The sequence below is a fragment of the Scrofimicrobium canadense genome, from assembly GCF_009696615.1.
In the GTDB taxonomy this organism is placed as follows: Bacteria; Actinomycetota; Actinomycetes; order Actinomycetales; family Actinomycetaceae; genus Scrofimicrobium; species Scrofimicrobium canadense.
This window is the reverse complement of sequence record NZ_VULO01000001.1, coordinates 57,725-71,249: the sequence shown is the minus strand read 5'-3', so window position 1 is coordinate 71,249 and position 13,525 is coordinate 57,725. Positions and strand designations below refer to the sequence as shown.

General features: G+C 53.8%; 15 protein-coding genes and 2 tRNA genes. 7 read left to right on the top strand and 10 right to left on the bottom strand.

The genetic code is table 11. The annotated features are described in order from the left end of the window. Window positions 1–162: 162 nt before the first annotated feature. Window positions 163–315 (bottom strand): hypothetical protein, encoded by a 153-nt coding sequence (locus tag FYJ24_RS00365; RefSeq protein ID WP_154542537.1) that lies wholly within the window; start codon window positions 313–315, stop codon window positions 163–165. Between the two features lie 134 nt (window positions 316–449). After that, complete coding sequence (locus FYJ24_RS00360; protein WP_154542536.1) at window positions 450–1,049, bottom strand: TetR/AcrR family transcriptional regulator; 600 nt, start codon at window positions 1,047–1,049, stop codon at window positions 450–452. A gap of 121 nt (window positions 1,050–1,170) precedes the next feature. On the opposite strand from FYJ24_RS00360, the gene FYJ24_RS00355 reads away from it, so the two are divergent. Then, entirely contained in the window at window positions 1,171–2,880 is a 1,710-nt protein-coding gene (locus tag FYJ24_RS00355; protein WP_318656397.1) for a glycoside hydrolase family 13 protein, read from the top strand. 390 nt (window positions 2,881–3,270) lie between these two features. On the opposite strand, the gene FYJ24_RS00350 is transcribed toward FYJ24_RS00355, so the two are convergent. After that, window positions 3,271–3,819, bottom strand: coding sequence for an NADPH-dependent FMN reductase (locus tag FYJ24_RS00350; RefSeq protein WP_206192395.1), 549 nt, complete (start codon window positions 3,817–3,819; stop codon window positions 3,271–3,273). A gap of 150 nt (window positions 3,820–3,969) precedes the next feature. Here FYJ24_RS00350 and FYJ24_RS00345 point away from each other — a divergent pair, with 150 nt between their 5' ends. Further along, on the top strand, window positions 3,970–4,173 hold the full coding sequence (locus FYJ24_RS00345; protein WP_154542534.1) for a CsbD family protein: 204 nt from the start codon (window positions 3,970–3,972) through the stop codon (window positions 4,171–4,173). Window positions 4,174–4,374: 201 nt separating this feature from the next. On the opposite strand, the gene FYJ24_RS00340 is transcribed toward FYJ24_RS00345, so the two are convergent. Next, window positions 4,375–4,851, bottom strand: coding sequence for a hypothetical protein (locus FYJ24_RS00340; RefSeq protein WP_154542533.1), 477 nt, complete (start codon window positions 4,849–4,851; stop codon window positions 4,375–4,377). On the opposite strand from FYJ24_RS00340, the gene FYJ24_RS00335 reads away from it, so the two are divergent. Continuing rightward, window positions 4,828–5,295, top strand: coding sequence for a DeoR/GlpR family DNA-binding transcription regulator (locus FYJ24_RS00335; RefSeq protein ID WP_318656435.1), 468 nt, complete (start codon window positions 4,828–4,830; stop codon window positions 5,293–5,295). The two genes, FYJ24_RS00340 and FYJ24_RS00335, sit on opposite strands and share 24 nt — an antisense overlap. A 92-nt stretch (window positions 5,296–5,387) precedes the next feature. Next, window positions 5,388–5,460, top strand: a tRNA-Thr gene (locus tag FYJ24_RS00330). Window positions 5,461–5,874: 414 nt separating this feature from the next. Here the strand turns inward: FYJ24_RS00330 and FYJ24_RS00325 are convergent. Then, window positions 5,875–5,966: transfer RNA gene (locus FYJ24_RS00325), tRNA-Ser, on the bottom strand. A gap of 225 nt (window positions 5,967–6,191) precedes the next feature. On the opposite strand from FYJ24_RS00325, the gene FYJ24_RS00320 reads away from it, so the two are divergent. After that, the gene (locus FYJ24_RS00320) at window positions 6,192–6,923 is read left to right on the top strand and encodes a GTP pyrophosphokinase (protein ID WP_154542531.1); all 732 of its coding nucleotides are present in this window, start codon (window positions 6,192–6,194) and stop codon (window positions 6,921–6,923) included. Here FYJ24_RS00320 and FYJ24_RS00315 read toward each other — a convergent pair. Then, window positions 6,880–7,401, bottom strand: coding sequence for a GNAT family N-acetyltransferase (locus tag FYJ24_RS00315; RefSeq protein WP_154542530.1), 522 nt, complete (start codon window positions 7,399–7,401; stop codon window positions 6,880–6,882). The genes FYJ24_RS00320 and FYJ24_RS00315 overlap by 44 nt on opposite strands. Before the next feature lie 72 nt (window positions 7,402–7,473). Between FYJ24_RS00315 and FYJ24_RS00310 the strand changes: the two genes are divergently transcribed. After that, window positions 7,474–8,415, top strand: a complete 942-nt coding sequence (locus tag FYJ24_RS00310) for a hypothetical protein (protein WP_154542529.1) — start codon at window positions 7,474–7,476, stop codon at window positions 8,413–8,415. On the opposite strand, the gene FYJ24_RS00305 is transcribed toward FYJ24_RS00310, so the two are convergent. The 4 genes from FYJ24_RS00305 to cysS form a co-directional block, all read right to left on the bottom strand. Further along, window positions 8,306–8,989, bottom strand: a complete 684-nt coding sequence (locus FYJ24_RS00305) for a phosphatase PAP2 family protein (protein ID WP_154542528.1) — start codon at window positions 8,987–8,989, stop codon at window positions 8,306–8,308. The genes FYJ24_RS00310 and FYJ24_RS00305 overlap by 110 nt on opposite strands. A gap of 167 nt (window positions 8,990–9,156) precedes the next feature. Beyond that, window positions 9,157–10,440, bottom strand: coding sequence for an adenylosuccinate synthase (locus FYJ24_RS00300; protein WP_154542527.1), 1,284 nt, complete (start codon window positions 10,438–10,440; stop codon window positions 9,157–9,159). A gap of 83 nt (window positions 10,441–10,523) precedes the next feature. After that, the gene (gene rlmB / locus FYJ24_RS00295; protein WP_154542526.1) at window positions 10,524–11,498 is read right to left on the bottom strand and encodes a 23S rRNA (guanosine(2251)-2'-O)-methyltransferase RlmB; all 975 of its coding nucleotides are present in this window, start codon (window positions 11,496–11,498) and stop codon (window positions 10,524–10,526) included. After that, window positions 11,498–12,925 carry a cysteine--tRNA ligase gene (gene cysS / locus FYJ24_RS00290; RefSeq protein WP_154542525.1) on the bottom strand — a complete coding sequence of 476 codons (1,428 nt, stop codon included), beginning with the start codon at window positions 12,923–12,925 and terminating at the stop codon, window positions 11,498–11,500. Before cysS ends, rlmB begins: the two co-directional genes overlap by 1 nt. A 31-nt stretch (window positions 12,926–12,956) precedes the next feature. Here cysS and ispF point away from each other — a divergent pair, with 31 nt between their 5' ends. Further along, a complete protein-coding gene (gene ispF, locus FYJ24_RS00285) occupies window positions 12,957–13,427 on the top strand; it encodes a 2-C-methyl-D-erythritol 2,4-cyclodiphosphate synthase (RefSeq protein ID WP_154542524.1) in 471 nt (156 codons plus the stop codon). Window positions 13,428–13,525: the final 98 nt, after the last annotated feature.

Sequence of the window (13,525 nt, the reverse complement as noted above, 5' to 3'; positions counted from 1 at the left end):
GAGGAAAACAAAAAGAATCGTCAAGACAATGGCCAGTCCTGCAGAGATACCGATGTACCAATAGGGGCTACTCGTAGTGCGAGAACTGATGAGACCGATGGCTCCGAAGGCGGCCAAGAATACGCCGAAGGCACTGACTCCTCCCCCATCGAGGTCAAGAAGTCAGTCAGAGAGAACCCCTGCGATGAGGATGATCGATCCAATGATTGCGCAGGCCAAGAAGACATAGAAGGTAACCATACCCACCTCTTCCACTGGTTGCGGATGAGACCCGACGCGCCATCGGGCCCATACCCACGGTATTGCACAACCCATGTCCGGTGCACGTCCTCTCTCCTCTACTACAGGTGGGCACGAAACTCCCCCGTGCTCGCACGCCCGCCAGCTGCGTGTTATATGTCTGTTATCTCCTTCAATAACGCACACATAACACGCACCTGAGGGGAAGGTTAAGAAAGTACTTTCTGTAACAAAGCCAGCGCCTCAGTCTGTGGGGCGTCCCCGTCAAGGAGCCACTGGATCTGGAGTCCATCTGACGCTGCAATAATCAGCGCTGCAGCGGCATGCGGATCAATGTCAGATCGGATACTCCCCTCCGTTTGACATCGCCTCACACTGTGGGCGACCTCCTCACGAATCCGCGCAAACCGCTGGGCAATATAATCCTGAACAACGCCTCTATTATCATCCAAAGCAGCAGCACACAAAGAGGTGTACAGCTGCACCAATCCAGGAACATCTCGGTTGCCCCGCGCCGAATCCAGCATTCCTTCAACCGGAGCGCGCGTCAACGACGGCGGCGGATCCTCCCGGGTGTCCCAGTGTCGGTACACTTCAATCAGAAGTTGATCGAGGGAACCGAAATAGTAGGTGAGTGCGGCGTGGGTGATGCCAATTTCGGAAGCTATTGCCCGCAGACTAGTGCGCTGAGCACCACGTTTCGCTAAGACTTCAATGGTGCGGTCGAGAATCTCCTGCCTGGTTGCTTCACCCTTTGCGTATCGTCTACGGGGCTGGGTCGGCTGCTTGGGAGTATCGGCGGCATCCATAAATCCATCGTAACCAACAATAAACTTCCATGTGGAAGTTTTATAGTAGAGTTCTCCGTAGCTAGGGAGGTTATGAACCTACCCTCTACCACATTGACGCATCTCAAAAAGGGGGGAGATAGTGACACAGAATAATCCTGCATCACCATGGTGGGCGGATGCTGTTATCTACCAGATTTATCCGCGCTCTTTCGCAGATAGCAATGGGGACGGCATCGGCGACCTGCCAGGAGTCACTTCTCGCCTGGAATACCTAAAGGACCTTGGCGTCGACGCCATCTGGCTTTCCCCTTTCTATCCGTCTCCTCAGATCGATTGTGGATATGACGTCGCCGATTATCGTGCGATCGCGCCCGAATACGGCACGATGAGCGATTTTGAAGAGATGGTCCACACCGCGCACGAATTGGGACTGCGAGTCATCATCGACGTGGTGCCTAACCACTCTTCAGCTCAGCATCAGTGGTTTCAGGAAGCTTTAGCAGCGGGCCCCGACTCGCCCGAACGTGACCGGTATATTTTCAGATTCAGTGACACAGGAGCACCGAACAATTGGGGTTCTATTTTCGGAGGTTCTGCCTGGTCCCAAGTGGACTCACTCACGGGATCATCCGCCGACAAAGACTGGTGGTACCTGCACCTTTTCGACTCATCTCAACCTGATTTCAATTGGAATCACCCCGATGTGCGATCGATGTTTGAGGACTACTTCCGGTTCTGGATGGATAAGGGAGTTGATGGATTCCGCGTTGACGTAGCTCATGCACTCATCAAGGAGGATGGCCTCCCTGATGACCAAGTGGGCCCCGATCGGTTTGCCTATTCGGCGCCTGAGGCACCGGGAGAAATAATTCCTGCACCCGAAACCGGTCCTTTCTTCGACCAAGATGGAGTTCATGAGGTTTACCGGTCTTGGCGACGCGTACTTGACGAATACTCAGGAGATAGGATGCTGGTGGCCGAGGCGTGGGTGGAAGACCCGGCCAGGCTGGCTCTCTACGTGCGCCCTGACGAAATGCAGCAAGCATTCAACTTTCAGGTGATGCAGTCCCAGTGGGATGCTCGCGAACTGCGGAGGAATATCACCACCACCTATGAGGCAAATAGCGCGGTGGGAGCAGTGACCACCTGGGTGATGTCTAATCATGATCGACCGCGTCACGCTACGCGCTATGGTTACCCCACAGGTGCCAAGGTTTCTCAAGGTATCGGTCTCCATGACCCGCTTCCTGACTCTGATCTGGGATTGGTGCGCGCCTTAGCCGTGACGTCATTCCTTCTGGGACTTCCCGGTTCCATGTATCTCTACAACGGTGAAGAATTAGGCCTTCCCGAAGTCCTAGACCTCCCCGATGATGCCCGTACCGATCCCACGTGGTTCCGAACGGGCGGGCAAACCGTGGGTCGCGATGGGTGCCGCGTGCCACTCCCGTGGACGACCGACCCGAAAGGCTTTGGTTTTTCCTCAAATCCCAACACATGGTTGCCACAACCAAGCTGGTGGGGGAAGTATGCAGTCCAGATACAACGTACTGATGAGGCTTCTGCACTGAATTTCTACAAGAGAGCGTTGCAACTACGCAAACAGCTAAGACTCGGTAGTGGCACTCTGCTGTGGGAGGAAAGCGCCCCTGACACCCTCACATATCGCAATGGCAACATTCTGGTGGCGATGAATCTAGGAAGAGTTGTTCGAGAGTTGGACTATGACGGAACGGTTCTGCTGCATTCACCCACGTCACCTCGTGCACCCCATAGTACTGAAGACACGAGAAAAATCTATCTTACCCCTAATCACACCATATGGATTGACACTTCTCAGACTCAATAAGCCGACGTCAGGGCAAACACGGTCGTTGAACTCCTCCTTCATATCAACAGCTCACAGATAACGGACTCCTGGGAGTTTGGTGGGGAGTGGTTGAGGGTTTGCCGGCATAGGTCTTCCTTGCTGATGAATGTCTGATTCTTACCGATTTGCGGGAGGAAATGCAGTAGAAAGCAGACACTGACAAGCATTCGCGCAGACTCGAGCTCTTTGCCCTAGAAACTCATGCAACAGCCTGGGCGTTCTGGTAGCTGCCGGGGCGGTATACGGCCCCGTGAACAGTATCATGACCCCGTACGCGGAAAGAAGAGAGCCCGCATAGTCGGGCCAGGTATCTTAATCGTTATGCGAAAGGGGCTGGGGCGCCGCAGCGCCCCAGCCCCTCATCTGGTGTCAGCCACGTTGTTTATGTACAAACTCGGCATACGCATTGATCCAGTTCGCCAAGAATTCGCGCGTTTCCGGATTATTGACCGTACCATCGTCAGAAATTAGATCTGGCGTGAAGTGAATGTACCCTTCTGGTTGTCCCATTAGTGGGGCATCCGAGAACACCAAAATCTGTTTGAGGTGCTGCTGGGCAACTGCGGTAGACAACGGTCCCATCGAAGCACCAATCGTTGCAGAAGGTTTGCCCAATGAGTTCTGCCCCCACGGGCGAGAAGCCCAATCGATAGCATTTTTAAGCACGCTTGGAATCGAACGATTGTATTCCGGCGTTACGTACAAAAGTGCGTCAACATCATTTAGCTGCGCTTTGAAGTCGCGTGCGACCTGTGGATAGTCAGCATCCGCATCACGGTTATAGAGCGGCAGGTCTGCAATGTCGATATCTATCAGTTCGATATTGTCTGGCGCGAGCGTTTTCAACGCTTTTGCTAAACGTCGGTTGATGGATTCCTTCGACAGAGACCCAACTAGTACTCCAACTTTTACAGGCACTTTCAATCCTTTCAGAGCCAACTCATTTAAACGTCAACTAAAGCGTAGGACCTTTTTCCTATGAACACACGCGCCGTTCATTTTTTCCTCCAGATGCGAACAAGGGAGAGACGTGGCACACTAATGGGGACCAAAAGAGTGGAGTTCTCCATGAGTGACGATGGATTCGTAGATAGAGTCAAAGGCACTGCTAAAGAAGCTGCCGGGAAAGTAACAGGCGATAAGGACTTGGAGGCCGAAGGCAAGGTTGACAAGACCGAAGGTGCCATCAAAGACAAGGTCGAAGACGCCAAGGCTAGTATCAAAGCCGTAGGCGACAAGATCAAAGACGTCTTTAGCGGAGACAAAGACTAGCTGAAACGAAAATGAAGGCCCCGCACCTACTCTCGCTGGTGCGGGGCCTTCGCTTATGTGAAATGCGAGGCTCTGCGGCTCATTGTGCATAGGCGAACTCGATGTGCACGAGCCCCCAGCACATTGAGCTTGCTCGCGCACATCGAGCTAGTCAGAACTATAGACATCTAGTTTCGACTATCAGCAATCAAGACAGCTTCGCTATGATGCGCTCACATCACGGGAGTTTTTCACAGACCACGCGGTGCTAATAAAGACAGCGACCGCGGCAAAGAGGACTCCCGCCACAGGCCAGACAATCCACGTAATACCCCAATCACGTGTGATGAAGCTCCACGCCAAGTAGATGGCAGTGACAAAAGGCCAGTAGGCTCCCAATATCGCACTTCCGACCGGCGATGAGGCCTGTTCTTCCTCGATATCTTCACGATTGAGGACACTTTGCACCGAGGACGCCCAGTTCGTTGGAAGAAAAATCAGCAGGCCAGCAGCCACCAAAACGAGGGTTCCGCACACGCCGCCCCCGATAAGCAAGCCTTCCGACCCCGAACTATCAGCAAGTAGACCTGTAATGATTACAGGCAATGCAGCCAAAATCCACACCACCACAGCTACCGCAAGCGCCGTCGCACGACGACCGAATTTGCTGAAGAAATCGGACGACTCACGGACGCACATACCTCAAGAACATCACGCAGCGCCCCGCGCCTCACCGTTGTATCCAGCGCTCTCAACATTGCTAGCGCACTTGTACTTCGCCCACAAATCCGCATAGTAAGTCTGGGGGGTGTAGTTCGCAGTCGCTCATATGAACTCACTGGGCCAATCGCAACAGAAGCAATGAGCTCACTGTGGCTCGATTGCATGGTCCTAGGTTTCGTTGGCTTGGATGCATCCTTTGGAGCAACCTGTTCTGATACCGACGAGGCTGCTGTAACACGCACCATGATTGAACATTCAGAAACCATACTGGCCGTCGGCACATCAGAAAAAATAGGGAAGCGCTCATTTGCGCGCATCTGCAAGACACCTGCAATTAACACGTTGATAACCGATAAGGGCCTCAACCGCGACCAATTGAAGCTACTAAAGTCAGCAAAAGTCGAAGTGATTGCAGTGTGACAAAGACCTACATCTACTATGCCCTCCAAGTTTGGCTTGTTACAGTTTTGCCCGGTAAAGTAGCTGCCGTACCTGATAATAAAACGGGTTCGGCCGCGTTAGCTCAGTCGGCAGAGCGATTCACTCGTAATGAATAGGTCGGGGGTTCAATTCCCCCACGCGGCTCTCTTGTGAAGTGTCAAAACATCGTTCCGACAGCGGGATTGTCTGATCAACTAGTCAAGTGCGATACGTCTGTTATGGAGGACATTCACACGCCCGATGAAAATCGCCCGATCGAGAATGAACGCACCAAGTCAGCGTGCTGCTTAGGCTTGTTGGGGCCACAAGACCTGGGCGGTTGAGTTGTGGTTGACAGATTATTGTATGGTGGGCCAGCAGAGTCGCTGCCTTACCAAGAATATCCGGATCCGTGCGGTTATCCGGCTCTTGGGGTTTTGGTGGGGTGTTTCTTTTTCCCACGTACGGGGTCATGATACTGTCCCCAGGGCCGCATACAGCCCCAGGAACAGTATCATGGCCCCGTACGTGAGAAGAAAATCTCTCGAGACACCGGAACGATGTCTCGAGATAACACAATGGCGGAGACGGCGGGATTTGAACCCGCGAGGGACGTGAATCCCTACCTCCTTAGCAGGGAGGCGCACTCGACCGGACTATGCGACGTCTCCAGTGCCCGATTAGTCTACCGGGAAATGCCTCTTCTTCGCCACTTGCATATCTCCTGTAGCAACAACTGTGATCCACCCCGCGTATCCCCCCGAATTAACCCCCATCCCGGCGACAAATATCAAACTGCCACGAGAATTAGCACACTGTGATGCGACAGGGGGGAGACAGGGGGCGGGAGAATCCCCAGTTCTTACTCAGAAATACACAGTAGACTTAACACCACGATGAATAACGAAGTAACTTTGGCCAATGGTGACAATGCAAGCTCGATGCATCGTCAGTTGTACCAGTTGAAGCAAATGATGTTGCTCTATGAAGCTGCGATGGACGCTATTACATCGCGTGTAGAGGTCCTACAAGAGGATTTTCGGTTGCTTCATGACTACAACCCCATTGAACACGTGAAGTCTCGACTAAAATCGGCTGAATCAATCCTGGGAAAGGCTCAGCGCAAAGGAATTGAGCTCACCGTAACTAACCTCATGAATTCTCTCTACGACATAGCAGGAGTCAGACTCACCTGTAGTTTCCCTTCGGACCTGTATACCGTGAGAGATCTTTTGCTTTCCCAACCGGATCTTCGGCTAGTCGAAGAAAAAGATTACGTCTCAAGCCCCAAGCCCAATGGCTACAAAAGCCTCCATCTCATCATCCAAGTTCCTGTGCATCTATCAACCGGCACCCACTCAGTTCCCGTTGAAGTTCAGCTGCGTACCATTGCTATGGATTTTTGGGCATCATTGGAGCACAAGATCTACTACAAATACGACCACGATGTGCCTAGGCACTTGACTGATGCGCTCAAACTCGCAGCGGATGTGGCAGATACTCTCGACACATCGATGGAACGAATCCATCGTGAAGTCCAGAACCTCGACCAATCTAGAGAGTCATCTGAGGCACCGGACGCTCTCATTGAGGCGCTGCTGAGGCGCGGGGAAGATCTACAACCATAAAGACCGAATGAGGATCAACCTTATAGTCTCCAAATGGCCCACAATGCCGGAAGCCTCGCCCCGCGTACATTGCTCGTGCTGGGCCGAAATGGTCTTCAGATCCCGTCTCCAAATATACGCGGGTATATCCGCGGCGACGTGCCACACCAATGAGGTGGTCCAGCATTAATCCTCCGATTCCTAAGCCCCGCGCATGTGCAACAGTGCGCATGGTCTTAAGCTCACCGGTTTGCGCATCGAGTTCTTTGAGCGCTCCGCATCCCAACAGCTCTCCGCCCCGGCGAATAGCAAAAAGCGTAATGTGCGGGACAGCAAGTTGATCGGCACTAAGTGCAAAGGAAGTCTCAGGGGCGGACATAGCAACCATCTCCTGAAGATGCTCCTCAACGAGTGCTTGAACATCTGATTGCCTGACATTTTCGGGCGCAATCGTATATTCAATCTGTCCGTAGGTGAAAGTCCGCGGAGATTCAGTCATACATGGAAGATTAGCGCAGGCACGGAAGTAACTAGGGGTAGTACCATCGACTCAGCTTCGAAAGTGAGAAACATGGCAACCTTGAGATCAGTTCTAGCAACCATCCTGATTGCGATTGGAGTGCTCGCCGCACCACTCACAGTCCTTGGACATTGGACCACCACCAGTCTTGTTGACCAGGATGGCTTCATCGACCTTTATGAACCGGTCGCTTCCTCGCCAGTCTTTCATGACTATGTGGCAGGCGGTATTGCTGACACGACCAGTGAAGCACTTTCCACCAGTATTCTGGGTTCCACATCTGAATCTTTGTCCAGCTCGATCGCGTCGACCGCTCGCCAATGGGGACTTCCTGATTCATGGGCATCCGCTATTGAGGCTGCCCCAGAAAATGCGGATGAGGCTCTTCACGATGGTGTACGTGACACAGCCCTTGCCGCCCTCGATTCGCCCGAGTTTCACCAAGCATGGCCAACGTTATTACGCCAAGTGCACACAGACTTTATTTCTGCGGTAGACACACCCGGTGAGGATACTGCGGTGCTCACGATCGCAACCGGCCCCCTCATTGAGACTTTCCGGGCATCATTGGTAGACCAGGGACTGCCCATAGCCAGCCTTATACCCGACATCGATCTACCCCTCCCATTCGCCACAGTGTCAGGTATCGACGAGGCGAGGTCTGCTCGCACAGTACTTGGCTGGTTCGCCACATGGGGAGGCGTTGTTACTGCGATCGCTCTACTTCTGGGAATATTGGTGGCTCCTAGCCGCTTTCTTGCTTTGGGTCTAGCTGGCCTATTTTGCGCGTTGAGCACAGGTGCGTTACTTCTTATTGCCTGGACTATCGGACCTCAAGTAATGGGACACGGCCCGTTACCTGAGCTCTTATGGAGTGCAACTATCAATCCTCTAGTCGATGTGGGCGCTTTGGTCGCTGAGGGGTCTGCTCTGGTGGCCCTTCTGGGCTTCGCACTCCATATCGCCACCAGGAAAAACCGAAGAAGACGCTAAAAAGATAGAAGGTTAGCAGTGTACCGATAATCCCAACAGCCCATCCCGACAACACATCGTGGACATAGTGGGCGCCAAGTGCGACACGTCCGTATCCCTGCAAAAAGGCTAATGCCGCAGCAAGCGGCCACAGCCGAGGGAGCAAAAGAAGGACGCTAGTCGCCAATGCAGCGGCGATTGCAGAGTGTCCACTAGGCCAGGACCAATCAGGAGGAGTCGAGGGACACGGGACCATTGATGGGAATTGGTATACCGCACAGGGACGTTCCTCACGTACCAACGATTTAAACAGCCAGTTGAGCCCCCACGCCACGAATGGCGACACAATGAGAGCTGTTTCTGCTTTCCAACCATATGCCCGCCACGTTGCAGCTAGAGTGACTGCACCCAGTACTGCTATCAGGAGATACCCGTATTTGCCAATCGGATAGATCACTGCGGCCCACCATGTTTCTTGCGTCGCAGTGGTGAATGCCACTGCATGGTAAAGCACATCGCGTAGTAGATATGCTGGCACAGCAAGAAAAATAACGACTATCGCGCCTACCCACAGGCTCTGTTGGACTCTGTTCATCTTGGCATCCTATATTCTCCGCATGCCAATCCCCATCCTGACCTGTTACAATTAGGTCAGGCGTCGGGTCTATTGCCCCGGGCTCCAAATCGAGCCGCTTCGAGCGGCCTTAGCGCCGACTGGCGCATTGGCCCGGCGCCCCTACCATGCAAGGCCAATGGCGAGCGTCACACTAGCTGATGGCGAATGATTGTGGCCTCACGTGATTGCCCTACTCCGATAGAGGAAATTCGGCACTTAACCTGATCCTCTAGAAACTCAACATAGTCTTGGGCTGCCTTAGGAAGATCCTCAAACTTCCTCGCTCCGGTGATGTCTTCAGACCAACCCGGTAGCATCTCGTACACAGGCGTTGCATCGACAAACCCCTGCTGGTCGCACGGAAGCTCGGTAATTCTCTCCCCATTGACCTCATAGGCAACGCATACGGGGATTTGCTCATAGTCAGAGAGGACGTCCAGCTTAGTCAGCACTATATCTGTCAAGCCATTGACTCGGCTGGCATAGCGGACAACCAGAGCATCAAACCATCCCACGCGTCTAGGGCGCCCGGTTGTAACTCCGTATTCTCCACCCAGTTCACGCAGATGTTCTCCGTCTTCACCAAAGAGCTCTGTTGGAAAGGGACCTTCGCCTACGCGCGTCGTATAGGCTTTCGTCACGCCGACTACTCGGTCAATCTTTGTTGGCCCCACGCCAGCTCCGGTGAGAGCACCACCAGCGGTCGCGTTCGACGAGGTAACGAATGGATACGTTCCGTGGTCGATATCGAGCATGGCGGCCTGCCCCGCCTCGAACAGAACAATTTCTCCACGATCGAGAGCATCATTGATAAAGAGTGAGGTGTCGACCACCATGGGACGCAACCGCTCTGCGTAGGCCAGCAACTCTTGGGTCACCGCTTCAGGTTCGATTGGGTCGATGCCATAGACGTTTTCTAGGACTTGATTCTTCTCATAAAGGGCACCATGTACGCGGCGCCGCAACGCATCCTCATCCAAAACATCTTGGATTCGCACGCCAATGCGGTTCATCTTGTCAGCGTAGGTCGGTCCAATACCCCGCCCAGTTGTACCGATTTGAGCGTCTCCCAGTTTCTTTTCTGTTGCACGGTCCAAGACGCGGTTATAACTGGGAATTACGTGGGCATTGGCCGAGATGAGGAGACGTGAACAGTCCACACCACGTGCCTCCATGGCATCAATCTCGGCAAACAACGCGTCTAGATCAACCACGACACCGTTGCCAATCACTGGGACAGCACCTGGGTTCAAAACACCTGCCGGAAGGAGGTGTAGAGCATACGACTCCTCACCGATCACAACCGTATGTCCAGCGTTGTTGCCACCATTGAATTTGACGACAACGTCGACTTCTCCCCCTAGCTGGTCGGTTGCCTTCCCCTTGCCTTCGTCACCCCATTGGGTACCTACCACGATAATGCCGGGCATCTTCCTCGCCTCATTTCCGGGCAGCGAATCACTGCCCTGGGGAAGTTTAGTGTGATATGTATCCAGTTGTCAGGCTTGGCCGCCTATTGGGCGTTGTCGACACGACGGCTATGAACCTCGTAAAGAACAATACCGGTGGCAACAGCCGCGTTGAGAGACTCCACATCTTCAATGGGAATGGAAACTAGCATGTCGCAGGTTTCTTTGACGAGGCGCGATAGACCACTGCCCTCTGCCCCAGTGACTATCACCAAGGGGTCGGGCGCAAGTGGGAACTCACGGACATTCTCTTCAGCGTCTCCTTCAAGTCCCACAACAAAGAATCCCGCTGCTTTACATCGCTCAAGGGCTTGGACAAGGTTTGTCACCCGAGAGGCAGGAACGCGCGCAGCCGCGCCAGCAGAAACTTTCCACGCGGTTGCGCCAATTCCAGCAGATCGTCTTTCTGGCATGAAAACACCATCAACACCAAAAGCTGCAGATGAACGCAAGACTGCTCCCACATTATGTGGATCAGTAATGTGATCAAGTGCGACTAACAAACTATTGCCCTGAAGAGCGTCTACCAGCAAATCGTCAAAGTCGACATACTCATATTCAGCAATTTCCACCCCCACGCCTTGGTGGGCGGCCCCATCGGAGGCTATATCCAGATCGCGACGCGTGACTTCAAAAAAAGGAATGCCAAGAGGGGCCAGCGCATCGACCACCTCGCGCATGCGCCCATCTCCTGGATCTGCTGAAAGGAAGATCCTCTCGATAGCTACACCCGCACGCGCTGCCTCAATCACAGCATTCCGGCCCACGATAAGCTCACGGCCAGGCTGTACCTTCACCCGAGTCTTGAGGCGTCCCTTCGCAGCAGCTTCAGCGTTAGCGCGTTTGCGTTCAGCAGCCTTGGCTTTACTGTGTGCCGCGTGGTAGGTGCGTTCTTCTGCTTTGGGAGTTGCGCCTCGCCCAGATAGGGTCCGACGATGCTTAGCGCCGCTTCCTTTAGGAGCTGCCCCACTTGGCTTCCTTCGTTGAGCTCCCCTGCGGCCCTGATTTCCTCCCGCCATTAAGCAAGCCTCCATGTCGATCCTTGCGCGCCATCTTCGATAACTACGCCAGCCTGGCTGAGTTGATCGCGTATCTCATCAGCGCGCGCCCAATTCTTTTCGCTGCGTGCAACGTTTCTTGCCTCGATAAGAGAGCTCACAAGGCTGTCGAGGGCAGTCATTGCACTATTGCTGTCGCCATCATGTGCCTGCCAGGCAACAGGGTCCAATCCCAGAATGTCCAGCATGGACCGGACCGTTGAGAGCTCTCTCGACACTGTTTCTCTGTCGCGATCGATTAGCGCTTTTCTCCCTATTTTCATGCGTTCATAGATCACTGCAAGAGCCCCCGCCACATTGAGGTCATCGTCCAGCGAAGCAACGAAAGACGTGGGAAGGTCATGTGTGGGAAGCTGTGAGCTCCCCTCCTCTCCCAGATAATCGATCGATGTCGCGACATAGGCAGAAATCTTTTCCCAGGCAGCCTGAGCGCGCGGGAGTGTTTCTTCGCTCCATTCAATCATCGAACGATAGTGGACAGTGCACAGTGCAAAACGCACAACAACAGCCGGATAGTCCTCCAAAAGAGTGTCTAACGCAAGAGTATTGCCCAGTGACTTGGACATCTTTTCGTCTTTTTGAGTAACCCACGCATTATGAACCCATATTTGCGCAAAACCCCAGCCTGCCGCATGAGACTGGGCCGCCTCATTTTCATGGTGCGGGAACCGCAAGTCGATACCACCACCATGAATATCAAAACTCTCACCTAGATATTTGCGTGACATGGCAGAGCACTCCAGGTGCCACCCCGGACGTCCCCTACCCCAGGGGGAATCCCATGCCGCACTATCGGGTTCCGCGGATTTAGCAGCTTTCCACAACGCAAAATCGCGGGGATCCCGCTTTCCCAGTTCGCGCGCAGCATCGAGATCATTGTCGTCTTCGGTGGTCCGCATGTCGTCAAGGGCCTGGTGCGTCAACGACCCGTAGGTTGGCTCGGAGTGCACGTCAAAGTACACATTCCCTTGCCCGTCTGCATAAGCATGTCCCCGGTTGATGAGGCGTTCCGTGAGAGCAATCTGTTCTGGAATATGCGCAGTCGCGTGTGGCTCATACGTGGGAGGAATCAATCCCAGCTGCTGATACGAACGCTCAAATGCGCGTTCAAAATGTTGCGCCAGCTGCCACCAAGGAATTCCTTCCTCCGCTGACCGGATGAGAATCTTGTCATCAATATCGGTGATATTGCGGATATACGTCACCTGCATGGTGCAGCGCTGGAGCCACCGAATCAACACATCGAAACAGACAGCAGCACGAAGATGTCCAATGTGTGGGTCACCCTGCACCGTTGGACCGCACAGGTAAATGCCCACGTGTCCAGGCCGCAAGGGTTCCAGTGGCTTCTGCTTTTGTGTCAGTGTGTCGTAGAGGCGTAACTCCATTCCTCCATGGTATCCCGATACCATGGCAAGCATGGATATACGTATCGGGCAAGGTGTCGACGTTCACGCGTTCTCGGGAGAGATCGGGACCCTCAAACTAGCTTGCCTTGAGTGGTCGGACTCACCCCTACTGGCGGGACACTCAGATGGCGATGTCGTCGCGCATGCATTGTGCGATGCGCTTTTATCAGCAGCAGGATTAGGAGACTTAGGTTCGGTCTTTGGCGTCGATGATCCACGGTGGGCTGGAGCCTCCGGTAAGACCCTTCTTCACGAAGCCCTCCGACTGGTGCGGGGTGCCCGGTGGAACGTGGCGAATGCAACAGTGCAATTGATCGGCCAAAAGCCTCGCATTGCTGTGCGACGCTTGGAAGCAGAGACCACTTTGAGTGAGATCGTGGGGGCACCCGTATCTTTCTCAGCCACCACCACTGACCACTTAGGCTTCCTGGGGCGAGGGGAAGGCCTGGCCGGTTTATCAACTGCACTTCTCACGCGTTAGTTAGTGGGCGTTGCTACTAGTCCTTTTCACCCCTCGTCCAGGTGCGTGTTATGTGCGCGTTATCGACGGCAATAACAGACACATAACCAGCACCTGGC